Origin of the sequence: Massilia putida, from assembly GCF_001941825.1 — a bacterium.
Classification (GTDB): domain Bacteria; phylum Pseudomonadota; class Gammaproteobacteria; order Burkholderiales; family Burkholderiaceae_D; genus Telluria; species Telluria putida.
Map to the genome: position 1 here is coordinate 2,470,517 of NZ_CP019038.1, position 26,942 is coordinate 2,497,458.

21 protein-coding genes and 1 pseudogene are annotated in these 26,942 nt (G+C 67.0%); 12 read left to right on the forward strand and 10 right to left on the reverse strand.

Annotated features, from left to right (window positions below; translation table 11 throughout):
• Positions 1-118: 118 nt before the first annotated feature.
• Together BVG12_RS13210 and BVG12_RS13215 are read right to left on the reverse strand one after the other, a co-directional pair.
• On the reverse strand, positions 119-1,825 hold the full coding sequence (locus BVG12_RS13210) for a hybrid sensor histidine kinase/response regulator (RefSeq protein ID WP_075792788.1): 1,707 nt from the start codon (positions 1,823-1,825) through the stop codon (positions 119-121).
• A gap of 304 nt (positions 1,826-2,129) precedes the next feature.
• Positions 2,130-3,557: pseudogene (locus tag BVG12_RS13215) on the reverse strand (IS1182 family transposase); the annotation flags it as partial.
• A 335-nt stretch (positions 3,558-3,892) separates the two neighbouring features.
• On the opposite strand from BVG12_RS13215, the gene BVG12_RS13220 reads away from it, so the two are divergent.
• Entirely contained in the window at positions 3,893-4,219 is a 327-nt protein-coding gene (locus tag BVG12_RS13220) for a cytochrome P450 (protein WP_169926814.1), read from the forward strand.
• Here the strand turns inward: BVG12_RS13220 and BVG12_RS13225 are convergent.
• The 6 genes from BVG12_RS13225 to BVG12_RS13250 form a co-directional block, all read right to left on the reverse strand.
• Positions 4,216-5,691, reverse strand: coding sequence for a Y-family DNA polymerase (locus BVG12_RS13225; protein ID WP_075792790.1), 1,476 nt, complete (start codon positions 5,689-5,691; stop codon positions 4,216-4,218). The two genes, BVG12_RS13220 and BVG12_RS13225, sit on opposite strands and share 4 nt — an antisense overlap.
• Positions 5,621-6,331 carry a translesion DNA synthesis-associated protein ImuA gene (gene imuA, locus BVG12_RS13230; RefSeq protein WP_075792791.1) on the reverse strand — a complete coding sequence of 237 codons (711 nt, stop codon included), beginning with the start codon at positions 6,329-6,331 and terminating at the stop codon, positions 5,621-5,623. Before imuA ends, BVG12_RS13225 begins: the two co-directional genes overlap by 71 nt.
• Before the next feature lie 88 nt (positions 6,332-6,419).
• Complete coding sequence (locus BVG12_RS13235) at positions 6,420-7,499, reverse strand: porin (RefSeq protein ID WP_502519353.1); 1,080 nt, start codon at positions 7,497-7,499, stop codon at positions 6,420-6,422.
• Between the two features lie 22 nt (positions 7,500-7,521).
• Positions 7,522-11,208 carry a hydantoinase B/oxoprolinase family protein gene (locus BVG12_RS13240; protein ID WP_075792793.1) on the reverse strand — a complete coding sequence of 1,229 codons (3,687 nt, stop codon included), beginning with the start codon at positions 11,206-11,208 and terminating at the stop codon, positions 7,522-7,524.
• Positions 11,209-11,317: 109 nt separating this feature from the next.
• The gene (locus tag BVG12_RS13245) at positions 11,318-12,592 is read right to left on the reverse strand and encodes an MFS transporter (protein ID WP_075792794.1); all 1,275 of its coding nucleotides are present in this window, start codon (positions 12,590-12,592) and stop codon (positions 11,318-11,320) included.
• A 29-nt stretch (positions 12,593-12,621) separates the two neighbouring features.
• A complete protein-coding gene (locus BVG12_RS13250) occupies positions 12,622-13,416 on the reverse strand; it encodes a putative hydro-lyase (RefSeq protein WP_267877488.1) in 795 nt (264 codons plus the stop codon).
• Positions 13,417-13,542: 126 nt separating this feature from the next.
• On the opposite strand from BVG12_RS13250, the gene BVG12_RS13255 reads away from it, so the two are divergent.
• Genes BVG12_RS13255 through BVG12_RS34025 form a run of 4 tightly spaced genes read left to right on the forward strand, consistent with a single transcriptional unit; the run spans position 13,543 to position 16,837 of the window.
• Positions 13,543-14,478, forward strand: coding sequence for a LysR family transcriptional regulator (locus tag BVG12_RS13255; RefSeq protein WP_075792796.1), 936 nt, complete (start codon positions 13,543-13,545; stop codon positions 14,476-14,478).
• Between the two features lie 59 nt (positions 14,479-14,537).
• Positions 14,538-15,503, forward strand: a complete 966-nt coding sequence (locus tag BVG12_RS13260) for a chromate resistance protein ChrB domain-containing protein (protein ID WP_075792797.1) — start codon at positions 14,538-14,540, stop codon at positions 15,501-15,503.
• A gap of 1 nt (position 15,504) precedes the next feature.
• Complete coding sequence (locus tag BVG12_RS13265; protein ID WP_075792798.1) at positions 15,505-16,680, forward strand: chromate transporter; 1,176 nt, start codon at positions 15,505-15,507, stop codon at positions 16,678-16,680.
• 10 nt (positions 16,681-16,690) lie between these two features.
• The gene (locus BVG12_RS34025; RefSeq protein WP_156895627.1) at positions 16,691-16,837 is read left to right on the forward strand and encodes a hypothetical protein; all 147 of its coding nucleotides are present in this window, start codon (positions 16,691-16,693) and stop codon (positions 16,835-16,837) included.
• 143 nt (positions 16,838-16,980) lie between these two features.
• Here BVG12_RS34025 and BVG12_RS13270 read toward each other — a convergent pair whose 3' ends face one another.
• The gene (locus BVG12_RS13270) at positions 16,981-17,271 is read right to left on the reverse strand and encodes a hypothetical protein (RefSeq protein WP_075792799.1); all 291 of its coding nucleotides are present in this window, start codon (positions 17,269-17,271) and stop codon (positions 16,981-16,983) included.
• Between the two features lie 345 nt (positions 17,272-17,616).
• On the opposite strand from BVG12_RS13270, the gene BVG12_RS13275 reads away from it, so the two are divergent.
• Positions 17,617-17,826 (forward strand): cold-shock protein, encoded by a 210-nt coding sequence (locus BVG12_RS13275; RefSeq protein WP_056136492.1) that lies wholly within the window; start codon positions 17,617-17,619, stop codon positions 17,824-17,826.
• A gap of 86 nt (positions 17,827-17,912) precedes the next feature.
• Here the strand turns inward: BVG12_RS13275 and BVG12_RS13280 are convergent, their stop codons facing one another.
• A complete protein-coding gene (locus BVG12_RS13280) occupies positions 17,913-18,833 on the reverse strand; it encodes a LysR family transcriptional regulator (RefSeq protein WP_075792800.1) in 921 nt (306 codons plus the stop codon).
• 90 nt (positions 18,834-18,923) lie between these two features.
• Here BVG12_RS13280 and BVG12_RS13285 point away from each other — a divergent pair, with 90 nt between their 5' ends.
• The 6 genes from BVG12_RS13285 to BVG12_RS13310 all read left to right on the forward strand — a co-directional run bounded on the left by BVG12_RS13285 (position 18,924) and on the right by BVG12_RS13310 (position 26,831).
• Positions 18,924-19,691 carry an NAD(P)H-dependent oxidoreductase gene (locus BVG12_RS13285; RefSeq protein WP_075792801.1) on the forward strand — a complete coding sequence of 256 codons (768 nt, stop codon included), beginning with the start codon at positions 18,924-18,926 and terminating at the stop codon, positions 19,689-19,691.
• A gap of 60 nt (positions 19,692-19,751) precedes the next feature.
• Positions 19,752-21,005 carry a putative Na+/H+ antiporter gene (locus tag BVG12_RS13290; RefSeq protein ID WP_075792802.1) on the forward strand — a complete coding sequence of 418 codons (1,254 nt, stop codon included), beginning with the start codon at positions 19,752-19,754 and terminating at the stop codon, positions 21,003-21,005.
• 46 nt (positions 21,006-21,051) lie between these two features.
• Positions 21,052-21,480, forward strand: coding sequence for a type VII toxin-antitoxin system HepT family RNase toxin (gene hepT, locus BVG12_RS13295; protein ID WP_075792803.1), 429 nt, complete (start codon positions 21,052-21,054; stop codon positions 21,478-21,480).
• 91 nt (positions 21,481-21,571) lie between these two features.
• On the forward strand, positions 21,572-22,156 hold the full coding sequence (locus tag BVG12_RS13300; RefSeq protein ID WP_075792804.1) for a DUF2760 domain-containing protein: 585 nt from the start codon (positions 21,572-21,574) through the stop codon (positions 22,154-22,156).
• Positions 22,153-24,012: an Hsp70 family protein gene (locus BVG12_RS13305; RefSeq protein WP_075792805.1), complete on the forward strand. Its 1,860-nt coding sequence runs from the start codon at positions 22,153-22,155 to the stop codon at positions 24,010-24,012. Before BVG12_RS13300 ends, BVG12_RS13305 begins: the two co-directional genes overlap by 4 nt.
• Positions 24,009-26,831: an Hsp70 family protein gene (locus BVG12_RS13310; protein ID WP_075792806.1), complete on the forward strand. Its 2,823-nt coding sequence runs from the start codon at positions 24,009-24,011 to the stop codon at positions 26,829-26,831. Before BVG12_RS13305 ends, BVG12_RS13310 begins: the two co-directional genes overlap by 4 nt.
• The last annotated feature ends 111 nt before the right edge of the window (positions 26,832-26,942 follow it).

The window sequence follows — 26,942 nt, forward strand, 5'->3', positions numbered from 1 at the left end:
CGTCCTGACCTTATTCGCAGCCTTCGTGTGTATCGTCGGCTGCGTCGTCTGGATGCGCGCGCCGCGCCCGGACGTGGCGTTCAAGGGCTATGGACCGCATCGTTTAAGTCGAGCGAAATCACGGCGCAAGAATGCTTGCGAGCTTCTCCGGGGTACAAGGCTTGGCAATATGCATGTCGAAACCGGCATCGAGCGCGGCGACCTCGATGGCCGGCGCGGTATAGCCTGTGAGGGCAACCAGTTTCGTCTTGCGTCCGATCGTGGCCCTGGTCCTGCGGGCGATTTCCAGGCCGTCGATGCCGGGCAATCCAATGTCGATGATCGCAATATCTGGTCGCATGTCCAGCAGCTTTTCGAGTCCCCCGCTGCCGTCGGCTGCTGTCGTGACGGAATAACCGAACTCGGTCAACAGGGCGCACAGCATTTCGCGTGCGTCGGGATTGTCTTCCACGACCAAGATTCGATGGGTACCCGAGGACGGCTGTGGCAGCAGGGCCGGCTGTTCCGTAGCTCCGGTTGCGTTCTGCTGCAGTCCAGCCTCCGACATGAGCGGGAGTTCGACGATGAACCTGCTTCCATGGCCGAGCCCCTCGCTTTCGGCGCGCACTGTACCTCCATGGAGCCTGATGATCGATCTCACCAGCGCCAATCCGATGCCGAGTCCGCCTCGTGCACGGTCGATGCCCGGATCAACCTGGACGAAGACATCGAAGATGACGTCGAGCTTTTCGACAGGGATACCCCGGCCGTGGTCCGTCACGATAATTCGCGCGCAATTCTTTTGTAATGGCATAGTCTCGAGCAGAAGTTCCACCTGCCCATCGGGATGACTGTACTTGGCCGCATTCGTCAGCAGGTTGGCCAGTACCTGCTCCAGTCTGGTTGCATCACCAAAAGCCGTGAAGTTTGCCGGCGCCACCCTGGTCGACATCGTCAACCGGTGCCGTTCGAACAGTTCGCGCACCGCATGGACCGCGCTGTCGACCACATCGCGCAGATCTAGTTCCTTACGATGTAACTCTACGGCCCCCTGGTCGATCCGTGACATCTCCAGCAAATCGTCCACAAGGCGTGTCAGATTTTTCGTCTGACGCTTGCAGACCGCCAGCAGCCGTTCCTGCCGCCCTTCGTCTGCGCCCGCCGCGATGTCCCACAGTTGCAAGGCGGACGTGATGGCCGCCAGCGGATTACGCAGTTCGTGCGCGAGCATGGCAAGAAACTCGTCCTTGCTCCGCGCGGCCTCACGAGCGCGGTGGGCATAGTCGGCCAACTCGGCGTTTGCAACCTGCAATTCGCGTTTCGCTTTGTCGATATCGATACTCCGCCGGACGATTTCGGCCTCCATTGTCACCTTGTCCGCGCTTAGCATTTCGGTAAAGGCGCGCTGTTCTGCATGCGCTTCAGTCAGCCTTACATAGTCGGTGATGTTATCCACTCGATGCGCAATGCACAGGAGCTCGCCGTCATCTGCAAAGATGGGGGCGTTGACGGGACTCCAGTAACGCACATCGAAACCGTTACCATCAGGCCGCCGGACGTCGTACCTTTGAACGGCCATGACGTCGGGCTGACGGGTTGCAACCACGCGTTTCAACGAGCGTGACAAATTCGTAGTGGAGTTGGCATCGGGCGTACCCGGATTGTCAGGGAACATCTCGAACACGGGGTGGCCGATGATTTCGTCGCGTTGCCTCAAGGTCGCACGCAGATACTCGTCGCTGACCCCCGCGATCGTGAAGTCCACGTCGGGCAGCAACAGCAGAAAGGCGCCTGGAAGCGCTTCGAAAACGTTGCGATATTGCTCTGGCAATAATAACGAAGTCATACTGTCAGATTACGAGCGATGTCTTTAGCACAGTGTACGTGATCTAACATATACCCGGATTTTTACCGGAAATCCCTGCCATAAGATCCAGCGTCAAAAAGTCTTCGCTGTCCATAACACAGCGATACGTCTGCTTTGGGTCCAGGCTGTGTGAAAACAAAAGGCAGAATATCGGGGCCGCGAGAAGCCGGTTTTAGCACGGGGCGAGAGCCCCAGTCACGCCAAACCTGCTTCTCAGCCTTCCAGGTAAGGTGGTCAAAATAATTGCCCGGAGTGGGCCATATCGCCGCAGAAAAAGGGCATACGCCCTGATCGCATCCATCATCGCGGCGATGCCGAGCAGTGCCATCAATCGCTTGAGGTTATAGGCAAGCACGTGCAGGCTCATCTCGGTCTTCACGCGTTCAAGGCCCTTCGTCAAGAAGTGCGTCGATCCCATCCACGCTTTGATCGTTCCGTATGGATGCTCGACCGTGGAGCGCCGAATTCGCATGGCGTCGGGGCTTTGTTCGAGACGCGTCTGCATATCGTCAAGTACGGTCTGGTGCTCCCATCGCGTTACACGTCTATTCGGGCTCGGCGTGCATTTTTCCTTGAGCGGGCACCCCTGGCAATTCGAGCTCCAGTACCGGTGGTTTGTCATGCCTTTCTCGACAGTCGCAAAACGCCAGATCAGTGCCTCACCTGCCGGACAACGGTACTCGTTCTTGTGCGGATCATAAATGAAGTCAGCCTTGTCGAATCGCCCGTCGGCCTTGGCGCCCGAGGTCTTCGTCGGTGGCACCAGGGCGAAGATTCCGGCCTCGTGACACGCAAGGATTTCCTCACCCTTGAAGTAACCACGGTCGGCAATCGCGGTCAGTATCGGTGTGCCGATGACTGTGCGCGCCTTCTTGGCCATCCCGGACAGTTGATCGCGATCGCTACCGTTGTTTGTCACGTCGTGTTCGACGATCAAATGATGCCGGGTGTCGACTGCGGTTTGGACGTTGTAGCCGACGATGCCGCTGCCCCGTGTCATCATCGAGCGAGCGTCCGGATCGGTCAGCGAAATCTGCGTTTCCCCTGTCTCTTCCAGCTTCGCTTCGATTTCGCGGAGCTTGGTCATCTGCTCCTTCAGCGACGCGATCTTGTCGTTGAGACGGACAGTTTTCGCTTGTATGGCAGCAGGTTCCTGCCGGTCGGCCGTGTCGAGCTCTGCCAGATAGCGAGTGATGTTGGCCTCGATCTCCTCCATCCTGCGCTTGAGCTTTGCGCCAGTGAAGTTGCGGTCGCTGCTGTTGACGGCCTTGAACTTGCTGCCGTCGATCGCGACCACCGCGTCCGAAAACAAATCCAGCTGCTGGCACAACACAACGAACTGGCGGCAGACATTGCGAATGGCCTTGCCGTTGTCCTTGCGGAAGTTCGCTATCGTCTTGAAGTCGGGCCTCAGGCGCTGTGTCAGCCACATCAATTCGACGTTACGCTGGGCTTCACGTTCGAGTCGCCGGCTCGACTGGATACGATTGAGATAGCCGTAAATGTAAAGCTTCAGAAGCACGGCCGGGTGGTAAGCGGGCCGCCCCGTTTTCGCAGGCTGCACACCTTTGAATCCAAGCCCGCCAAGGTCCAGCTCTTCAACGAAGACATCGACCACGCGTACCGGGTTGTCCTCGGCAACGTAGTCGTCCAAGAGCTCGGGCAGCAGCGTGCCCTGTCCTCGATTCTCGCCTTCGATAAAGCGCTTCATGTCGCATCCGTATTGATGAGATACTGACTCAACGTTTACTGGGCCGGTTCCGTTTACCTGGGCCTGCGTTTTTACACGGCCTGGGTCGAAAGCGGTCTCTGCCGAAGGATCACCATCGGCCAAAAGCGGCCCAACTTCCTCGGTGACAGCCCCTCCGATCTACAAAAGCCGTCCACACGCGCCGGTGGCACCGGGCATACGCTGCGCCGCCTGGCCGACCTGCCCGGGCCCCGTCCGCTCCCCGTGGTGGGCAATCTGCACCAGCTCGATTTCAAGCGGCTTCACCAGACCATGGAAAAGTGGGCGCGGAAACATGGTCCCGTTACCGGGTGAAGGTGCCAAACGGTGCGTTCATCGCGGTGGCCGACCCCGACCTGGTCGGCAAGGTACTGCGTGAGCGGCCGGACACCTTCCGACGGCCAGCCGTGCTGGCCGAGGTAGCGGCCGAGCTGGGCGCCATGCCCGGCCTGTTCGATTCGGAAGGGGCCGCGTGGCGTGACCAGCGGCGCATGGTGATGCAAGCCTTTGCGCCCCATGCGGTGAAATCGTATTTTCCGTCGCTGGTGCAAGTGGCGCGGCGCTTGCAGCGGCGCTGGGAGAATGCTGCGGCGGCCGGGCAGGCAATCGACCTGGTGTTGGCGCGGGTACCGCACGCCGCTTAACCGAACAACCCATGCAAGTACCAGCGCGGCTCGCGCTCATCGACACCGATACGTTCCCGGTACACCCAGTACAGCGTGTGATCCTGCCCTTCGGCGATGAAATAGTCGCGCGTCTCCGGGCCGTCCCACCAGCCGGCCTCGATGCGTTCCGGATTCGAGGCCAGCTGCAGCGGCGAGCCGTAGAACGGGCGGCGGTTGCGCATCAATAGCGCAATGGGCCTGGCCAGCAGCCACGTCGGGCGCGGCAGGCTCATCACGTCGGGCGGCAGCTGGGCGTTGCGCGCCTTGTCGCTGACGGTGTGCTGGACCGGCACCCAGACGTTGGCCTGCTCCGGGCGGTAATCGGCCAGCGGCAGCGGCTGCAGGACGTTGTCGGGCCCCAGGCGCGCCGCCAGCAGTTCCAGCATGCGCATGCGGTCTTCCTCGCTGCCGCCCGGTTCGGGGAACAGCGATGCGTTCGGCGGCGCCATCGCACGCACCTGCAGGGCTTCCAGCGCGAGGCCGATCACGGGCGCGTCCAACGTCAGCTTGGCCAGGCGTTCCCGCAGCAGGCGCACCAGGTGCTCGTCGCGCCATGTCGGTTCGGCCAGCACGATCTCGATGCCGGTCGGCGGACACGCCACCCTGCCCCGCTCATGCTCCAGCTGCAGCACGATGCGCTCCACCGCCAGCTGGCGCGCGCACAGCCAGCCCGTCAGCTGCACCAGCAGGCATCGGGCGCCCGCCAGCAGCAGCTCGGCGTCGTCGATGCGGTCGTACAGTTCCAGGCGCGCGCGGAAGGTGTCGGGCGGCGCGATCCAGGCATACAGCTCCGTCCTCAGGCCGTAGGCGGCGTCGAGCAGGTCGAGCAGGTCCCGTCCGCAGCGCCGCTGCAGGCCGGGACGCGGCAGGCGGCGCAGTTCGCCCAGCGTGTGACATCCGATGCCGTCGAACCAGTCCGCGAACGGACGCGCCGGCGGCGCCAGCAGCACGGCCAGCCGGTCGAGCCGGCGCAGCAGCGATTCCATCCGCACGGCACGCCCCGCGTTCGCGCGCGCCAGCAGCCAGGCCCCGCGCGCGGTGGGCGCGCACGCGAGCGAGGCCGTGAAGCCCAGCGCGCGCACGTTCGCGTGCACGCGCCGGCACAGCGCGCGGATGCCGCCGAACAGGCGCAGGCTGGCGCCGACGTCCATCAGCAGCGTCGCTTCCTCGCTTTCCGTGACCTGCGGCGTGTACTGCAGCAGGGCCAGCGCCACGGCCTGGAGCGCGTCCGCCTCGAGCGCCGGCGCGCGCGCGTGGATGCGGGCGTCGGGCAGCAGCATCAGCACGCCGCCGCGGCGCATGCCGGTGCGCACGCCGGCGTCCAGCGCCTCCTGCGAGGCCACCAGCACGCGCTCCTGTTCGAGCACGACGCTGCCGGTGTCAGTGGACCAGCTCGGTGTGAATACCTCGAGCGATAACCGGGGCAGGTGCAGTCCGATCCACAGGCGCATGGCGATTGGGCAGGTAAGAAGTCAATGGAAGGAACAGGGTCGCGTCGCGTTGCGGTCCGCGGCGTTTCACGAAACTGATGTCGATGCCGCCCGATTGCGGCCGCAAGGCGAGGCGCAGCGGCGCCGGCGAAGCGTCCTGGCCGGCCGCCAGCGGCCGCATCATGAAGAACAGCGTCTCCCCCGCCTGCGCCGCCAGGTGCAGCCGGCGCAGATGTTCGCCGCGCACGTGGTTTTGCCAGAACAGCAGCGCGCCGCAACTGCCGCTGCGCAGCACCTGTTCCGCCGCCCACAACGCATCGGCCGTGTTCCCGGCGCGCAGCCAGATCAGTTGCGAAGGCTGCACGCCGAGCGTGGCCAGCGCCAGGGCCTGGGGTGGATGCGGCGGCTGCAGCAGCACGACGCGACGCTGCGCCACGGCCGCCAGCGCCGGGCGCAGCAGGCGCATTTCGCCGATGCCGGGCTGCGGCAGCAGCAGGTCGACCAATGTCCCGGTCGGCCAGCCGCCGCCGGGCAGGTGCGCCGACAAGGCGAGATGGCCGGTATCGATGCAGCGCGTGTCGCCACGTGCCAGCTGCGAGGCAAGCCAGAGCGACGGATGCAAGGCTTCCGGCGCTGCAGATATTGAACCTGAGCAATTCATATTTGATGCGAAGAAATACTGTATAAACGTACAGTACTATTCCCATCAGGTTTTGGCAAGGTTGATTTTCTTGAATGACCGCGCCATTTCAAAAAACATGCCGGATCCCGAGATCGGCTGCCCCGTTCCCCGATCCCCCTTCGATGGCGCTGCCGACCGTATAACTGGCCCCGTGCCGGTTCACGATGTGCGCGATCGCGGCATACAACTCGGTCCGGCGCGACAGCGCGTAGCGGTAGCCCAGCGCGTACTGGGTCGCATCCTGGTCGAACGCGGTGCGGTCGTCCTTGTGGAGCCACGACACCATCCACGTGTGCGGGCCGGACGGGATCGTGGCGCCGACCAGCATGTCGCGGCTGTCGCTCGACGCGACCGGCACGCCGGCCCTGCCGTACGGGTTCGCCGTATTGCGCAGCAGGGAACTGTTCAGGCCCTTGTTGACGCCGTACGCGACATGCGCCTTCACGACGCCGAAGTCGTAGACCGCGGCCAGCACCGTGTTCTTCGCGTTGCTCGTGTTCCTGACGGTCGCCGTGTCGTTGTTGCGGTTGTGGTAGCCGAGCCGGGCGTGGAGCGGGCCGGCATTGTAGTCGAGCGCACCGCCGAATTGCCGCCCCGCCGCGCCGTCGCCCGCCACTTCGCCGGCGCCGTACACGATTTCCGCGCTGACGCCGCCGGCGGCGGGCGACACGTATTTCAGCGAATTGTCCATGCGGCTGGCCGAGTTGCCGGTCGGGGCCATCAGGTTCTTCGTGTCGCCCGCGTAGCCCGACCCGAACGGATCGGCCATCACCACCGTCAGGTATTGCGGCGTGTACTGGCGGCCCGCCGTCAGCGTGCCGAAGCCGCCCTGCAGGCCCACATACGCCTGGCGCCCGAACAGCAGCCCGCCCTGCCCCAGCGCGCCCGTATCGGCCTGGAAGCCGCTCTCCAGCAGGAAGACGGCGGCGAGGCCGCCGCCCAGGTCCTCGCGCCCCTTGAAGCCGAGCCGGGAACCGGCGCCGACGCCGCTCGTGATCTTGGTGATGCCGCCGCCGCTGCCGCCGGTCTCGCGCACGATGGCGACGTCGACCAGGCCATACACGTTGACCGCGCCGTCGGCGGCGACGGCGTTCATGCAGGTCGCGGCCAGCGCGCCGGCACACAGAATTGTTTTCATTGTTTCCATCGTGTTCTCTTTCTCGTTATGGTTATGCGAGGATGCCGTCGCGGAGACGGGCAACTGCGGCGGCGGCCGGCGCCTCCTGGACGGCGGGCGCATACCCGCCGCCGCCCGGCGTCTCGATGACGAACACGTCGCCCGGCTGCACCTCCGTCGTCGCGACGAAGCCCAGTTCCTCGACCCCGCCGCCGGCGCGCACGACGTAGTTGCGGCCGCACCTGCCGGGCTCGCCGCCCGCCATGCCGAACGGCGGCACGATGCGGTTGTTCGACAGGATCGACGCCGTCATCGGGGCCAGGAAGCGGATCCTGCGCACGCCGCCGTTGCCGCCCTGCCAGCGCCCGCGGCCGCCGGAATCCCGGGCGATCTCGTAGCTGTCCAGGCGCACCGGATAGCGCCACTCGAGCACCTCCGGATCGGTCAGGCGCGAGTTCGTCATGTTGGTCTGCACGACGTCGGTGCCGTTGAAACCGTCGCCCGCGCCCGAGCCGCCCGCGATGGTCTCGTAGTACTGGTAGTCGGCATTCCCGAACGTGAAGTTGTTCATCGTGCCGGGCGACGAGGCCTGCACGCCGAGCGCGCCGTACAGGGCGTTCGTGATGCAGCTCGACGTCTCCACGTTGCCCGAGACGACGGCGGCCGGGTAGCGCGGATTGAGCATCGAGCCTGCCGGGATGATCACGTTCAGCGGCTTCAGGCAGCCGGCGTTGAGCGGGATGTCGTTCTCGACGAGCGTGCGGAACACGTACAGCACGGCCGCCATGCAGATCGAGCTCGGGGCATTGAAATTGTTGTCGAGCTGGGGCGACGTGCCGGTGAAGTCGATGTCGGCCGTGCGCGCGGCGTGGTCGACGCGGATCGCCACCTGGATCACGGCGCCGTTGTCGAGACGGTACGTGTAGCTGCCGTCCTTGAGCGCGCTGATGACGCGGCGCACCGCTTCCTCGGCATTGTCCTGCACGTGCCGCATATAGGCCTGCACGACGTCGAGCCCGAACTGGTCCACCATCTTCAACAGCTCTTCGACGCCCTTCTGGTTGGCGGCCACCTGCGCCTGCAGGTCGGCGATGTTCTGCGCCACGTTGCGGCACGGGTAGTCGCCCGACAGCAGCAGCGCCGTCGTCTCGCGTTCCAGGAAGCGGCCCGCCCGCACCAGCTGGAAGTTGTCGATCAGGACGCCCTCTTCCTCGACCCTGCGGCTGTCCGCCGGCATCGAGCCGGGCGCGATGCCGCCCACGTCCGCATGATGGCCGCGCGACGCGACGTAGAACAGGATGTCCTCGCCCGCGCGGTCGAACACCGGCGTGATCACGGTGATGTCCGGCAGGTGCGTGCCGCCGTGGTAAGGGTCGTTGAGCATGTAGACGTCGCCCGCCCGCATGCGGCCGCGGTTGGCCTCGATCACGGTGCGGATGCTCGCGCCCATGGAGCCCAGGTGGACGGGAATGTGCGGCGCGTTGGCGATCAGGTTGCCCTGTGCATCGAACAGCGCGCACGAAAAGTCCAGGCGTTCCTTGATGTTCACCGACACCGCCGTGTTCTGCAGCCGCAGGCCCATCTGCTCGGCGATGCTCATGAACAGGTTGTTGAAGACTTCGAGCATGACCGGATCGGCCTCGGTGCCGATGGCCTTGCGCTGCGCGCGTGGCGTCACGCGCTGAAGCACGAGGTTGTCGTCCGCCGTGACTTCCGCCACCCAGCCCGGTTCGACCACGTTGGTGCCGTTCGCCTCGACGATGATCGCTGGGCCGGCGATGCGGTCCCCGGGCCGCGTCTGTGCGCGCAGGTACAGCGCGCTGTCGTGCCACCGGCCGCCCGAGTACACGGCCACCGTCTCGTGCGGCGCCAGCGGTGTAGCGCGCGGTGCGGGGTCGAAGGCGTGGCCGGCACCCGCATCGGTTTCTCCGATCGCCTCCACCGAGATCGCCTCGACGACGATCGCCTTGTCCGGCATGAGGAAGGAATAGCGCTTGCCGTAGGCTTCCTCGAACTGCGCCTTCATCGCGGCCACGCTGCCGTGCTGCACGATGATGACGGAATCCGTGCCCTCGTAGCGCAGGTGGGCGCGTTCGACGACGCGCACCGCATCGCCCGCGATGCCTTGCGCGACCAGTTCCGCCGCCGCCTCCTGCGCCAGCGCGTCCAGCGCGGCGCGCAGCGCGCCGGTGCGCTCTTCGGACAACGCCGTTTCCATCGTCCGCTCGCGCATGGCCGTCTGGTTGGCCAGGCCCATGCCGTACGCGGACAGCACGCCCGCGAACGGGTGGGCGAAGATGCGGGTCATGCCGAGGGCGTCGGCCACCAGGCACGCGTGCTGGCCGCCGGCGCCGCCGAACGTGGCCAGGGTGTAGTCCGTCACGTCGTGGCCGCGCTGCACCGAAATGAACTTGATGGCATTGGCCATGCTGCCCACCGCGATCTCCAGGAAGCCTTCGGCCACCTCTTCCGGCGTGCGGCGCCGCCCGGTTTCCTGTTCGATGCGCGCGGCGATCTGCGCGAATTTCTCGCGCACGATGGCGGCGTCGAGCGGCTCGTCGGCGTGCGGGCCGAACACCGCCGGGAAGTGCGCCGGCTGGATCTTCCCGAGCATGACGTTGCAGTCGGTGACCGTGAGCGGACCGCCGCGGCGGTAGCTGGCCGGTCCGGGATTCGCGCCCGCGCTGTCCGGGCCGACGCGCAGGCGGCTGCCGTCGAAATGCAGGACCGAACCGCCGCCCGCCGCGACCGTGTGGATGCTCATCATCGGCGCGCGCATCCGTACGCCGGCGACCTGCGTCTCGAATTCGCGTTCCAGTTCGCCCGCGTAATGCGACACGTCGGTGGACGTGCCGCCCATGTCGAAGCCGATCAGTTTCTCGAAGCCGGCCTTGCGCGCCGTGCCGACCATGCCGACGATGCCGCCGGCGGGACCGGACAGGATCGAGTCCTTGCCCTGGAACCGGTGGGCGCCCGTCAGGCCGCCATTGCTCTGCATGAACAGCAGGCGCACGCCCTCCATCTCGGCCGCGACCTGGTCGACGTAGCGGCGCAGGATCGGCGACAGGTAGGCATCGACGACCGTCGTGTCGCCGCGCGACACCAGCTTCATCATCGGGCTCACCTGGTGCGAGACCGACACCTGGGTGAATCCCAGTTCGGCCGCGATGGCGGCGACCGTCTGTTCGTGGTCGGGGTAGCGGTAGCCGTGCATCAGCACGATCGCCACCGACCGGAAGCCGTCCGCATGCAGCTTTGCCAGGTCGGCCCGCACGGCGGCGACGTCCAGTGGATCGATCACGTCGCCGTGCGCGCCGACGCGCTCAATCACCTCGACCACGCGTTCGTACAACAGCTGCGGCAGCACGGGATGGCGGTCGAACAGGCGCGGACGGTTCTGGTAGGCGATGCGCAGGGCGTCGCGGAAGCCCTTGGTGATCAGCAACGCGGTGCGCTCGCCCTTGCGTTCCAGGAGGGCGTTCGTCGCGACCGTCGTGCCCATCTTGACGGCTTCCACGAGGTCGGGCGTGATGGGCGCGTCGGGCGCGATGCCGAGCAGGCGGCGGATGCCGGCGACGGCGGCGTCGCGGTACTGTTCCGGGTTCTCGGACAGCAGCTTGGCCGTCACCAGCGCGCCGTCGGGCTTGCGCGCGACGATGTCGGTGAAGGTGCCGCCGCGGTCGATCCAGAATTGCCAGCGCTGGCGCGGCGTGTCGTGTCGGTGGGTTGCTTGGTTCATGGTCTTACCTCTTCAAAATACTGGGCGCGCGCAGGCAAAGCGGTGCCCTGGCGCGCCGGACGCTTGTGTTTGTCGGTGGGAGCGGAGTGCGGCCGTGGCGGCCGGCGGATCAGGATTCGAGGCGCTTGCCGCGGGTTTCGGGCAGGGTCAGGGCGGCGACGATCATGATGCCGTAGGCGCCGGCCGAGAACAGGCCGATGGCGTGGCCGAGCGGAAGCGACTGGCCGGCGGCGCCGATCGCGAACGGAAACAGCGAACCGATCGCACGGCCCATGCTGTAGCAAAACCCTTGGCCGGAACCGCGCATGCGGGTCGGGAACAACTCGGTGAGAAAAGCGCCCATGCCGCTGAAGACGCCGGAGACGAGGAAGCCGAGCGGAAAGCCGAGCACCAGCATCACGTTGTCCGTCACCGGCAGACGGGTGTAGGCCAGCGCGATCAGCAGCGAGCCCACGGCGAACAGGATGAAGTTGCGCTTGCGGCCCAGGCGGTCGGTCAGGTAGGCGCTGACGATGTAGCCGATGTACGAGCCGGCGATGACCATCGCCAGGTAGCCGCCGGTGCCGAGCACCGTCAGGTGGCGCTCCGTCTTCAGGAACGTGGGGAGCCAGGTCGTGATCGCGTAATAGCCGCCTTGCGCGCCGGTCGTCAGCAGCACGGCGCGCAGCGTCGTCGAGAGCATGCGCGGCGAGAAGATCTCGGTAAACTGCGCTTGTTCCGCGTGCTCGCTGCGGCGCTGCTCGGCCAGGAAGACGTCCGGCTCCTCGACGAAGCGGCGGATGTAGATGACGAAGACGGCGGGGATGATCCCGAGCAGGAACAGCGAGCGCCACGCCAGTTCGGCCGGCAGCAGCGAGAACATCAGCGCGTACAGCAGCGCCGAGACGCCCCAGCCCAGCGCCCATCCGGCCTGCACCATGCCGACCGCCTTGCCGCGGTCCTTCGCGCGGATGACTTCACCCATCAGGATCGCGCCGGCCGTCCATTCGCCGCCCATGCCGAAGCCCATCAGGCCGCGCAGCACGAGCAACTGGCTGAAGGTCTGGGCAAAGCCGCTCAGGACGGTGAACAGCGCGAACCACAGGATCGTCAGTTGCAGCGTCTTCACGCGGCCGATGCGGTCCGACAGGATGCCCGCCAGCCAGCCGCCCAGCGACGACGTCAGCAGCGTGACGGTGCCGATCAGACCGGCGTCGCCTTTCGACAGGCCCCAGGTGGCGATCAGCGTGGGAATGACGAAGCTGAGGAATTGCGTGTCCATCGCGTCCAGCGCATAGCCGACCTTGCAGCCGATGAAGGTACGGCGTTCGGCCTTGGTCAGTTGGCGCAGCCAGCTGAAATGGCCGGCGTCCACGCGCTCCTGCACGATCTCTTGGGTGTTCATGGTGTCTCCGTGTTTTATTGTGAGGTGTCTTACAGCATCGCCAGCGATGTATTCGGCACGTCGGTGACGAGCATGTAGCCGGGACGATGGGTGATGACGAACGGCAGGCGCGCGGCGCGGATCGCTTCCTGCGGCGTCACGCCGCAGGCCCAGAACACGGGCACTTCGTCCGCCATGACCTCGACGGCGTCGCCATAGTCGGGACGCGCCAGGTCGGCGATACCGATCAGGCGCGGATCGCCCAGGTGCACCGGCGCGCCATGCACCGCGGGAAAGCGGCTCGTGATCTGGATGGCGCGGATCGCGTCCCTGGCCGTCAAAGGGCGCATGGACACGACCATATTGCCCGCGAACGGCCCCGCCGCTTCGTTCGGGATGTTCGTGCGGTACATGGCGATATTCCGGTCCTGCTCGATGTGGCGCAGCGGGATGCCGGCGGCGAGCAGCATCTCTTCGAACGAGAACGAGCAACCGATCGCGAACGCGACCAGGTCGTCGCGCCAGAAGCCGGCCAGCGATGCCGGCGTTTCCGCCAGTTCGCCGTCGCGGTAGACGTAATAACCCGGCACGTCGGTGCGCAGGTCGAGGTCGGCGCCGAGCGCCGGCAGGTGCCACGCCCCCGGTTCACCCACCGCCAGCAAGGGACATGCTTTCGGATTGCGCTGGGCAAAGCGCAGGAAGTCGTGGGCCTGCGCATCCGGCAGGATGACGAGGTTCGCCTGGGCATAGCCGCCGCAGACGCCGGCGGTCGGCTTGCGGAATTCGCCCGCACGGACCAGGTGACGGAACTGGATCGGTTTCATGGTTTTTCCCTGCTCGGTAATGACGTGTAAATAAGCATAGATGCGTCTTCCCCATTCCACCAAGTCACTTATTTTTACCGCATGTGTTAAGTTTTCCTAAACGCCTCTTTAAACCGTTCTCCTTTTTCTTAAAGTATTCTTTACGCCATGAATACCCGCTTCCTCGAGACCCTGATCACCCTCGCCCAGCTGCGCAGCGTCCGCGCCACCGCCCGCGCCATGCATGCGACCCCCGCGGCGATTTCGTTGCGCATCAAGGCGCTGGAGGAGGAGCTGCAGACGGAACTGATCGACCGCAGCACCCGGGAATTCCGGCTGACGCCGAACGCGGACTACCTGCTGCACCACGCGAAGGCCGTCGTGGACGCGACCCGGCGCCTGCGCGAGGCGGCGCGCACGGAGAGCGCGGTGCGGGGCAGGATCAGGCTGGGCGTGATCGAGACGGTGGTGCACAGCTGGCTGGCGCACTCCGTCCGCCAGCTGAACGCCAGCTTTCCGGAACTGGAAATCGATCTCGTCGTGGACATGAGCGCGACCCTGGAAAAGCGCCTGCTCGGGGGCGAGCTCGATCTGGTGGTCGGCGTCGAGGGCATCAACGGCAGCGAGATCACGTCGGAGCCGCTGGCCGTGTATCCGGTACGGTGGATCGCGCGCACCGGATTGCTGTCGCCGCACAAGGAAGGCCTGGCCCAGCGCTTGCTGCAATTCCCGATCCTGACGTTCGGCCGGGGCACGGCCCCGCACCGGATGCTCGAGGACATCGTCACCCGGCTCGCGAACCTGAGCGGCGTGCCGCTCGAACAGACCCGCATCACCTGCTCGCCGTCCGTGGCGGCCATCATCCAGCTGATCCGGAACGGCTTCGGCGTGGCCGCGATTCCCTGGCTGTTCGTCAGCAGCCACCTCGAAAACGGCGAATTCATGGAGGTGCCGCTGCAGCCGGTGCCGCCGCCGATCATCGTGTCGATGAGCCGCCGCACGAACGCGGCGGTGGCCGTCCACGCGGCGGCGTCCGCCGTGCGCGCGGCCTGTGCCGAATACTGCGGCCAGGTCGACAAACGGTATATCGAGAGCCTGACCTGACAATCTCATCTTTATCTACAAATTATGTAGCGACTGCTACATGATGATACTATGCCGGCATGAACGACCGGACAACACACTGGCTCCTGCTCGTCGTCACCCTGCCGACCAGCAGCGCAACCGCACGCATGCGCATCTGGCGCGCCCTGAAGGCGCTCGGGTGCGGGGCACTGCGCGATGGCGTCTATCTCCTCCCCGATACCGAGGCGCTGCGCCCGCAGCTCGCCGGCCTGGGCGACGAGACGATCCGCGAAGGCGGCACGGCCTGGCTATTGCAGGCCGGCCCCGTCGACGCCGCCGACGAGCAGCGTTACCGGAGCCTGTTCGACCGCAGGCAGGAATACGCCGCATTCATCGCACTGCTCGCGCAAGCCAACACCTCCATCCCAGCCTCGACGCCGCAGGACGTCAACAAGCAGTTGCGCAAACTGCGGCGCGAATACGATGCGCTGCGCGCGATCGATTATTTCCCCGACGAGGCCAGCGCCCAGGGCGAGCAGGCCTGGCGCGAGTTCACGGCCCTGGCCGACAAGGTGCTGTCGCCGGACGAGCCGCACGCCGTCGACGCCCCGATTCCCAGGCTGGACCCGGCCGCGTACCGCGCCCGCACGTGGGCCACGCGCAAGCGCCTGTGGGTCGACCGGGTCGCCAGTGCGTGGCTGATCCGCCGCCATATCGACCGCGACGCGCGCTTCCTGTGGCTGGAGACGCCGGGCGATTGTCCGCCGGATGCGCTCGGATTCGATTTCGACGGGGCCGCCTTCAGCCACGTCGGCGACAAGGTCACCTTCGAAGTGCTGCTGGCCAGCTTCGGCCTCGACCAGGACCCGGGACTCGTGCGCGTCGGCGCGCTGGTCCATGTGCTGGACGTCGGCAACGGATTTGTCGCCGAAGCCGCCGGCTTCGAAGCGATGCTGGCCGGACTGCGGCAACGCGCACGCGACGACGACGACCTGCTCGCGCAAGTCGCGCCCATCCTCGACGGGCTGCATGCCCATTTCTCAACCTTACCCGCCTCCACCTGACATGCAAGAATCAACCCACACGAACCCGCGCTACACGTTATGGCAGATGGTGTCGTACATGCTGCGGCTCGGCGCCCTCGGCTTCGGCGGCCCGGTGGCACTGGTCGGCTACATGCAGCGCGACCTGGTCGAAGAACGCGGCTGGATCTCCGCCGCCGACTACAAGGAAGGCCTCGCGCTGGCCCAGCTCGCGCCCGGCCCTCTGGCGGCGCAACTCGGCATCTACCTCGGCTATGTGCATTACCGCATCCTCGGCGCCACGCTGGCCGGCCTCGCCTTCGTGCTGCCGTCCTTCCTGATGGTCGTCGCGCTGGGCTGGGCATATGTGCGCTTCGGCGGCATCGCGTGGATGCAGGCGGTGTTCTACGGCGTGGGTGCGGCGGTCACGGGCATCATCGCGATGAGCACGAAAAAGCTGACCGTCAAGACGCTGGGCAGGGACAAGCTGCTCTGGGCCGTCTACCTGACGCTGGCCGCGGTCACGATCGCGACCGAGTCCGAAGTGGCCTGGCTGCTGATCGCCGGCGGCGTGCTGGTCTGGCTGCTCCGGGCGCCGCCGGGATGGGCACGCAGGGGCACGCTCGGCGCCGCTTCCATCGCCGAGCTGCCGCTGGCGGCCGGCCTGGCCGGGAGCGCGGACCCGTCGCTGCTGACGCAGATCGCCCTCTTCTTCGCCAAGGCCGGCGCGTTCGTGTTCGGCTCGGGCCTCGCGATCGTGCCGTTCCTGTACGGCGGTGTCGTGACCGAACACCACTGGCTGAACGAAAAACAGTTCGTCGACGCCGTGGCGGTCGCGATGATCACGCCGGGCCCGGTCGTGATCACGGTCGGCTTCATCGGCTACCTGATCGCGGGCCTCGGCGGCGCGACGGTGGCGGCACTGGCGACCTTCATCCCCTGCTACCTGTTCACCATCATTCCCGCGCCCTACTTCAAGCGTTACGGCAAGCTGCCCGGCGTCGTCGCCTTCGTCGACGGCATCACCGCCGCGGCGGTGGGTGCGATCACCGGATCGGTCGTCGTGCTGGCGAAGCGCTCCGTCACGGACCTCCCTTCCGTCGCATTGGCGGCCGCGACGGTATTGCTGCTGTGGCGTTTCAAGAAATTGCAGGAGCCCGTGATCATCGCCGCGGCCGCCGCGGCGGGGCTCATTCTCTATCCACTCACGCATTCCTGAGGAACACGCCATGCACAAGATCGCTGTCCTGCCAGCTGGCCTGCTGATGTTCCTCCACTACTGGTGCCAAGGCAAAGCCCAGGACCAGGCGAAAGCGGTGCGGGCCGCCATCGACCTGACCGGCACCGCGCCGGCCAAGACGGCACCGCACGGATGAGATACGCGCCGGCGCTCATTGCTGGCGCTTTTTCTCTTCCTTTTTCACTTTCTTGTCCGCCTTTTTTTCCTTGGCGGTTTTGGCCGGTTCTTTTTTCGTGGATTTCTTCGCGTCCTGACTTTTACTCATTTCGTTCTCCCTAATCAATGGATCGAGCACCCGCGCAGCGTCGGTAATGGTTGGATAGCAACAGCGACGTCGCCTTCAGGATCTTCCTCGGTTTTCCACTCGATCCATGCGAGGACTTCGGCAATACTGGATAATCCGCCAAGCAAGGCCGTGCGGGCTTCGTAATATTCGGAAATTTCCTGGTTGTGGGGCATGGGCACGGCGGTAATGGAATGGCCCAGTGCGAGGATTTTCTTTTCGAGTTCTTCCAGATCGAACGTCAGCGCGCCATGCAGCACCTGCATGGCCGCGACTGCGTCATCCATATCGTAGGATATTCCATCATTCATTGCAGTTCTGTTTCCAGCCTTAATGGTTGTCTTGCGATACTGGCAGTAAGAACTTCCAGGGATGGAAGATGATAACAGTTGCCATTCCGGGCACGACGAATAATTCCGGGAGAGCCCGGCCGAAAAAAAATAAATCGGAAATGATTAGGTGAACGTGGAAAAGTCCTGTATCTTTCTTCTGGCACTGCATCAAGTCGTCGTTATTGTTGGCCTTTCTCTCCCGTCCTGCCTCCCGCCGGTCCTGTTTGATTTCCTTCGTTACACTCCCTTGGTCGAAAGTGCGTTTCGGGCGTTTTGCCCATGCATTCAAAAGGATTAAAAATGACTACTCAAACCGGCACCGTGAAATGGTTCAACGATTCCAAAGGCTTCGGCTTCATTACGCCTGACGCAGGCGGCGGCGATCTGTTCGCCCATTTCCAGGATATCCAATCGGAAGGTTTCAAGAGCCTTGCCGAAAATCAGCGCGTTTCGTTCGTGCGCTCGACCGGCCCCAAAGGCGAAAAAGCGGGAAATATCCGCGCCATTTAATCAGCCGGCCTGATTGCCGGATGCACCGCGCAGATAGCACGGGCGTCCACTAAAACGGATTCACGTTCAAACGTGAATCCGTTTTTTTATGATGGCGGCCCATCATTTCCCTCCCGCGCGAACGCCACCAGCTTCTCCCGCACCCAACGCTGCGCCGCATCGCCGTGATTGCGGTTATGCCACGCCATGTGGATCGCGAACCCGGACACGGGCAGCGGCGGCGCCAGCACGCGCAGCCGGACGGCCCTGCGCTCCACCAACCGCGCCGGGACGAGGGCGACGAGGTCGGAGCGTTCGACCAGGTCCAGCACCGAGTGGAACGTCGACGCCGACACGACGACCCGGCGCCGCAGGCCCTGCGCGTCGAGCATGTCGTCGACGGGCGTCGTAAAACTGCCGCCGCGCGGCGAGACCATCACGTGTTCGAGTTCGCAGAAGCGTGCCGCATCCAGCGGGCGCCGCAGCGCCGGGTGGCCACGGCGCGCGATGAAGACGTAGCGTTCCTCGAACAGCGGGCGTGACCGGAGGGCGCCGGCGATGCCGTCCGGCGTCAGCACGGCCAGGTCGATCTCGCCCTTTTCCATCTGCGCTGCCAGGCGCGTGACGTCGGCCGCGCGCAAGGCGATGCGCAGGCCGGGCGCCTCCTTGCGCAGCGCCAGCGTGAAGTCGAGCAGCAGCGCTGCCTGCACGTAGTCCGATGCCGCGACGTGGACGGTGAAGTCGTCGCGCGCCGGGTCGAACGCGCGGGCCGACGTCACCACGTCGCGCAGCTGCGCGAGCGCCGCCGCCAGCGGCGCCTGCAGGCCCAGGGCCAGCGGCGTGGGCGTCATGCCGCGGTGGCTCGGCACGAACAGCGGATCGCCCAGCATCTCGCGCAGGCGCGCCAGCTGGGCGCTCAGCGCGGGCTGGCTCAGGTTCAGGCGCTGCGCGGCGCGGCTCACGCTGCGCTCGGCCAGCAGGGCGTCCAGCGTGACGAGCAGGTTGAAGTCCAGTCTCTTGATATCCATTTTTTGGATACTACCCCAAAAGCCGGCTGGCATTCCCGGCCGTCCCGATCGCGCCCAGAATGCGTCCATCGCCAACCAAGGAGAACAACGATGAAGACCGTGTTACTGGTGCACGCCCACCCCGATCCGCATTCCCTCACCGCGCAGATGGTCGCCGCCGCGCGCGCCGAGCTGCGCGCCCAGGGCCATGAAGTGATCCAGTCCGACCTGTATGCGATGGGCTGGAAGGCCGTCTACGACGAACACGATTTCCCCGACCGGCTGAACCCCGAGCGCCTGTCGTTCGTGGAAGAATCCGGCCACGCCTTCAGCACCGGCACCCAGCCGGACGACGTGCGCGCCGAACAGGCCAAGCTGATGGCGGCGGACGCCGTCGTCTTCCAGTTCCCGCTGTGGTGGTTCGGCATGCCGGCGATCATGAAGGGCTGGATCGAGCGCGTGTACGCCTTCGGTTTCGCCTATGGCTACCAGGGCGCGGGCAACCGGTACCGCTACGGCGAAGGCGGTCTGGCGGGAAAACGCGCGCTGTTGTCCGTGACGACGGGAGGACCGGCCGCCGACTACGGCCCGCGCGGCATCAACGGCCAGCTCGACGAGCTGCTGTTCCCGATCACGCACGGCGTCCTGTTCTACCCCGGCATGGAGGTGCTGCCCACGTATGCCGTGCACGGCACGAGCCGCATCGATGCCGAGGGCGTCGAACAGGCGAAGGCCGGCCTGGCGGCCCGCATGCGCACCCTGTTCGACGACGCGCCGATTCCTTACCGTCCGCAGAACGGCGGCGATTTCCCCGACCGCCACGTGCTGGCCGACGACGTCGCGCCCGGCGTCACGGGGCTGCGCGCGCACCTGCGCTGAGGGTGCGCGCCCATCGTGGGACAATGGCGGGGAAATCCACAAACACGAGGAACCCCGCCCATGACCACGACCATGCACAAGATCGCCCTGATCCTGTTCGTGCTCGCCCTGCTGCACACGTTCGCCACGCGCCTCTTCGAAGTCCTGGCGCACCGCCATCCGCGCCATGCCGGGCTGTTCCACCTGCTCGGCGAAGTGGAAGTCGTCTTCGGCTTCTGGGCGTTCGTGCTGATGCTCGCGATGGCCTTCGTCGACGGCAGCGCCGCCGCCATCGACTACGCGGAATCGCGCCACTACACGGAACCGCTGTTCGTGTTCGCCGTGATGGTGGTGGCAGCGTCGCGCCCGGTGCTGGAGGCCGCGCGCGCCCTCGTGCGCCTGCTCGCGCGGCTGCTGCCGCTGCGCACGGAAATCGCGCAGACGTGGCTCGGCCTCGCGCTCGTGCCGCTGGCCGGCTCGCTGATCACGGAGCCGGCCGCGATGACGCTCGCGGCGCTGATGCTGGCGCCGTCCGTGTTCCGCGCCGGAATGCCGGAATGGCTGAAATACGGGGCGCTGGGCGTCCTGTTCGTCAACGTGTCGATCGGCGGCACCCTGACGTCGTACGCCGCGCCGCCGGTGCTGATGGTGGCCGGCGCGTGGGGGTGGGACAGCGTCCACATGCTGACGCATTTCGGCTGGCGCGCGTTCATCGCCGTGCTGGCCAACGCCAGCGTCGTGACATTCCTGCTGCGCCCCCACCTGCGTCCGCTGGACGTGTCGATCGAGGGCGAAGCGCCCGTGCGCATGCCGGTCCTCGTGACCTTGACCCATCTGGCGGTGCTGACGGCGATCGTGCTGCTGGCCCACCATCCCGTGCTGTTCGCCGGCATCTTCCTGCTGTTCCTCGGCATCACGCAGGCCTACCCGCGCTACCAGGACGCGCTGATCCTCAAGGAAGGCCTCCTGGTCGGTTTCTTCCTCGCCGGCCTCGTCGTGCTGGGCGGGATGCAGCAATGGTGGCTGCAACCCATCGTCGCGAAACTGGAGCCCACCTTCCTATTCTTCGGCGCGCTGGGCCTGACCGCCATCACGGACAACGCCGCGCTGACCTATCTCGGCTCGCTGATCGCCGGCCTGTCCGAGCGCGCGCAATACATGCTCGTGGCGGGCGCGGTGGCGGGCGGCGGGCTGACCGTCATCGCCAACGCCCCGAACCCGGCCGGCGTGGCCCTGCTGCGGCGCGGCTTCAACGACGAATCGATCGGGGCCGTGGGCCTGCTGCTGGGCGCGCTGGCGCCCACTTGTGCGGCGGCCGTGTTGTTCTTGTTGTAACGTATTCCCTGGAACGGGACCCTCCACGTCCCGCAGCGAGGGAAACATGGATCAAGACCTGCTGGTCAGCAAGACGGGCACCATCGAGCGCTGCTGCAAGCGTGCCCGCGACGAATACGAAAAAGACCCGACCACCTTCGTCGGCGACATCACGCGCCAGGACGCGGCCACGCTGAACGTGATCCGCGCCTGGGAAGCGGCCGTCGAGATGGGCGACCACGTGCTGGCCGACCGCGGCCTGGGTCCGGCGCACGACGAGCGCGAGATCATCACCCTGCTGGCCGACCACGGTTGGATCGAGCCTGCGCTGGCCGAAGACCTCAAGCGCACGGGCGAATTCTGCCGCGCCGAGTGGGATTACCAGGCCGCGCCGCTGCCCGCGCTGGTGACCATCATCAAGCGCGGGCTGGACGATTTCGAGGTGTATGCGCGCGCCCTGCTGGCCGGCGCGGCGGACGACGCCCCGGCCGGATGACCCGTGCGGACCGGCCCTGTTGTCGAACTGATTACTGTCTAACTGGTATCATGCGCCCTTTGACGAACCACGCCCCAAACACCACAAGACCATGAGCCAACCGACCAACCTGCCATCCTTCTGGAGCCGGCTGTCCCTTGCCTTCGGCGCCTTCTTCAAGACCCTGGGCGACGCCGAGTTCGCCGCGCGCGTGCGCGACGACCAGGTGGGCCCGACCGTCGTTCCCTCACCTGCACCTGCGCCCGCCCCGGCCGTCGAACCGAAGCCGGCCCCGGCGCCCGCCCCGCTGCGCATCGCCACGCCGGACGCCGCCCTGCAGCTCCTTGGCCTCCTGCAGCGCGAAGCGCGCCTGATCGACTTCGCCAACGAAAACATCACCGTCTATGCGGACGCCGACATCGGCGCCGCCGCCCGCCTCGTGCACGAGGGTTGCGCGCGCGTGCTGCGCGAGCACTTCACCATCGAGCCCGTGCGCGGCGAGCTGGAAGGCGCGCGCATCACGCTGCCGGAAGGCTTCGACGCCGCCAGCGTGCGCCTGACCGGCAACGTCGTCGGCAAGGCCCCGTTCACCGGCACGCTGTCGCACCGCGGCTGGCGCGCCCGCGATGTGCGCCTGCCGCAGCTGGCCGATAAGCACGACGCCAGCATCATCGCCCCCGCGGAGGTGGAACTGTGAATGACGCGACCAACAACGATGCCCGCTACGCCATCGGCATCGACCTCGGCACGACGCACAGCGCGCTGTCGTACGTCGACCTGCAGGCGAGCGACGGCGAAAAAGCCGACCAGGGCGTGCTGGGCATCCCGCAGTTGAGCGCCCCCGGCACCGTCGAGGCGCTGCCGCTGCTGCCCTCGTTCCTGTACCTGCCGCATCCGGAAGAACTGGCGCCGGGCGAACTCGCGCTGCCGTGGACGAACGGTCAACCGGCGCCCGTCGTGGGCGAGATGGCGCGTTCGCGCGGCGCAGGCACGCCGATCCGCCTCGTGTCGTCGGCCAAGAGCTGGCTGAGCCACCCGAGCGTGGACCGCCGCGCCGCGATCCTGCCGACGGACGCGCCGGGCGAAGTCGAGCGCGTGTCGCCGCTGGCGGCCTCCACGCGCTACCTCGAACACCTGAAGGCCGCATGGAACGCGGCGCACCCGGACGCGCCGTTCGAACGGCAGGTCGTCACCGTGACGATCCCGGCATCGTTCGATCCGGCCGCGCGCGAACTGACGGCGGAAGCGGCGCGGCATGCCGGCTACGGCAGCCCCACGCTGCTGGAAGAACCGCAGGCCGCGCTGTACAGCTGGATCGAAGGCAGCGGCGGCCGCTGGCGCAAGCAAGTGAAAGCGGGCGACATCGTGCTCGTCGTCGACGTCGGCGGCGGCACGAGCGACTTCTCGCTGATCGCGATCCTCGAGCGCGACGGCAACCTGGAACCGCACCGCGTCGCCGTCGGCGACCACATCCTGCTGGGCGGCGACAATATGGACCTCGCGCTGGCCCACCTCGTCGCGCGCAAGCTGCAGGCGAACGGCACGCAGCTGGACGCCTGGCAGATGCGCGCCCTCACCTACGCCTGCCGCGGCGCCAAGGAACACCTGCTGGCGGATGCCGATGCGACCACGTGGCCCATCGTCGTGCCGAGCCGCGGCTCGAAGCTGATCGGCGGTTCGATCCGCACCGAACTCACGCGCGACGAAGTCACGACGTTCATCACGGACGGCTTCTTCCCGCGCGTGGAAGCGAGCGCGCGTCCCGCGACGCGCACGCGCGCCGGCCTGACGCAGGTCGGCCTGCCGTACGCGCAGGACGCCGCCATCACGCGCCACCTGGCCGCCTTCCTGGGCCGCCAGGCCGGCGCGACGGCGGCGCTGGAAGGCTTCAACGGCAACGTCGGTCCGGACCACACCTTCCTGCACCCGAGCGCCGTGCTGTTCAACGGCGGCGTGTTCAAGTCGCACATCCTCGCCAAGCGCGTGATGGACACCATCAACGACTGGCTGACCACCGAAGGCGCGGAACCGGCACGCATGCTGGAAGGCGCCGACCTCGACCTGGCCGTCGCGCGCGGCGCCGCCTACTACGGCTATGCGCGGCGCGGCGGCGGCGTGCGCATCCGCGGCGGCACGGCCCGTTCGTACTACGTCGGCGTCGAGTCGTCGATGCCCGCCATCCCCGGCTTCGAACCGCCGCTGGAAGCGCTGTGCGTGGCGCCGTTCGGGATGGAAGAAGGCAGCGAGCTGGAACTGCCGGGCCAGGAATTCGGCCTCGTCGTCGGCGAGCCCGTGCACTTCCGCTTCTTCGGTTCGTCCGTCCGCCGCCAGGACCATATCGGCGACGTGCTCGAATCGTGGAGCCCGGACGAGCTGCAGGAATTGAACGAGATCCAGGCGACCCTGCCGGCGGAAGGCCGCACGCCGGGCGACGCGGTGCAGGTGAAACTGCATGCCGTGGCGACGGAAGCGGGCACGCTGGAGCTGGTGGCCGTCGCGCGTGACGGGCAGCGCTGGAAGGTCGAGTTCGACGTCCGCAGCACCGAGCAGTGACCCGCACTCCAGCAGCCCGCGTCGGCATCGATCTCGGCACCACCAACACGGTGCTGGCCTATGCCGACGCCGGCTCCGAGCACGTCGCCACGTTCGAGATTCCGCAGCTGGTGGCGCCCGGTGAAGTCGGCACGGCGCCGCTGCTGCCGTCGAACCGCTACCACCCGCTCGACGGCGAACTCGCCGCGGACGCGCTGCAGCTGCCGTGGTCCGAGCCGGACGTCGGCGGCGTGGCGCGCGTGGCCATCGGCCGTCTCGCGCGCAGCCTCGGCGCGGCATCGCCGGGGCGGCTCGTCGCCTCCGCAAAAAGCTGGCTGTCGCATCCGGGCGTGGACCGCACGGCGCCCATCCTGCCGTGGGGCGCGCCGGACGACGTGCCGAAAGTCTCCCCGCTGGCCGCCAGCGCCAGCTATCTCGCGCACCTGCGCGCGGCATGGAACCAACGTTTCACCGACCGCCCGCTGGAACGGCAGCAGATCGTCCTCACCATCCCCGCCTCGTTCGACGAAGGCGCGCGCGCCCTCACCTTGGCCGCGGCGCGCCTCGCGGGCCTGGCCGACGTGCGCCTGCTGGAAGAACCGCAGGCCGCGCTGTACGACTGGCTGCAGCGCCACCGCGCAACCTTGGCCGCCGACCTCGCGGATGCGAAACTGGTGCTCGTGGCCGACGTGGGCGGCGGCACCACCGACTTCACGCTGGTGAAGGTCGAGCTGAAGGACGGGGAACCGGCGCTGGCGCGCATCGGCGTGGGCAACCACCTGATCCTCGGCGGGGACAATATGGACCTCGCCCTCGCCCACCTGGCCGAATCGCGCCTGGGCGAAGGCCAGCGCCTGTCGGCCGGCCGCCTCGCGCAACTGACGGAACGCTGCCGCGCCGCGAAGGAACAGCTGCTGGCGCCCGACGCGCCGGACGAAGTCGGCGTCACCTTGCTCGGCGGCGGCTCTCGCCTCATCGGCGGCAGCCGCTCGGCCACGATCGCGAAAGCGGACGTCGAGCGCATCGTGCTGGACGGCTTCTTTCCCCTCAATGAAACACAGGAAGGCCCGCAGCGGGCGCGCGCCGGCATCGTCGAATTCGGCCTGCCGTATGCGAGCGACCCGGCCATCACGCGCCATCTGGCGGGCTTTTTGCGCCAGCACGCGCAGGCGGCGCGCGAGGCGCTGGGCAGCGCCGACGATGATGAGCGCCTGCCGGTACCGGACACGCTGCTGCTGAACGGCGGCGTGTTCCGCGGCGAGGCGCTGGCGCGCAGGCTCGCCGACGTGCTGTCCGCGTGGCGCGGCGCGCCCGTGCGCGTGCTGCACAATGCCGATCCGGACGTCGCGGTCGCGCGCGGCGCCGTCGCGTACTCGCTCGCGCGGGCCGGACTCGCGCCCGCCATCGAGAGCGGGTCGGCGCGCAGCTACTACCTGCTGCTGGATGAAGGCCAGGGCGAACGCAAGGATGGGAAACTGAGCGCCGTGTGCGTGCTGCCGCGCGGCGCCCGCGCCGGCGCGGAGATCACGCTGGCGGAACGCAGCTTCGCCCTGCGCGTGGGCCGGCCCGTGCGCTTCCACCTCGTGTCCACGGTGGCCGATGCGTCCGCGGCGGGCGATCTCGTCGACCTCGATCCCGCCGACGTCGTGCGCCTGCCCGCGATCGCCACCGTGCTGCAAGCGCAGGACGCCAAGACCGGCGCAAGGGGTAGCGAAATTCCGGTGCAGCTCGCGGCCGCGCTGTCGGAACTCGGCACGCTGGAGATGTTCTGCGTGGCCGAGGATGGCAGCGGCCAGCGCTGGCGCCTCGAATTCGACCTGCGCGGCGACGCCGATGCGCAGTCCACCGCGGAAGCCCCGCATCCGCAATTGGACGAGGCCATCAAACGCATCGACCGCATCTTCGGCGCGCGCAACCAGCAGGTCGAGGTGCGCGAAGTGCGCCAGCTGCGCGGCGCGCTCGAACACGTGCTGGGCGGGCGCGAACGGTGGGAGACACCCTTGCTGCGCCGCCTGTTCGATGCATTGATGGAACGCGCGAAAGGCCGGCGCCGCTCGGCCGAGCACGAACGCGTGTGGCTGAACCTGGCCGGCTGGTGCCTGCGGCCGGGCTTCGGCGATCCGCTCGACGACTGGCGCATCCAGCAGCTGTGGGCCCTGTTCCCGGCCGGCGCGCAATACGTCAAGGACAGCCAGGTGCGCGCCGAGTGGTGGACCTTGTGGCGGCGCGTGGCCGGCGGCCTGTCGACACAAGCGCAGTTGCGCCTGCTCGACGACTTCGCGTTCAACCTGCAGGCCGAACCCGGCGAGCGCGCGCAGCGGCCCGTCACGCTCGTCGACGGCAGCGAGGACGACATGCTGCGCCTGGGCGCGTCGCTGGAGCGCATCCCGGCCGCGTACAAGGCCGAGATCGGGGATTGGATGGTCGGCCGCATCATGGCGATTCCGCCGTCGCCGAAACCCGATGCGAAGGCGGCGGCCACGTATGCGCGCTACTTGTGGGCGCTCGCGCGCGTGGGCGCACGCCAGCCGCTGCACGGCAGCGCGCACGAGGTGGCGCCGCCTATCGCTGCCGGACGCTGGCTGACGGAGCTCATGACGCTGGACTGGAAGCGGATCGAACCGGCCGGCTTCGCGGCCGCCCACCTCGCGCGCAAGACGGGCGACCGCACGCGCGACATCGACGACGACCTGCGCGCGCAGGTGCTGCAGCGGCTGGCCTCGGCCGGCGCGCCGGCCGGCTGGTCGGCGCTGGTGCGCGACGTCGTCGAGCTGGACCAGGAAAGCAGCACGCGCATGTTCGGCGACGCGCTGCCGCCGGGGCTCAAGCTGCTGCGCTGAACAACTCGTTCGTCGTTCCCGCGCAGGCGGGAATCCATGCCGAGCTACGGAATTCGGTACGCCTGAAGCACTGCAATATGCTTAACAGACCGACTTCGGAGGCTCGGTATG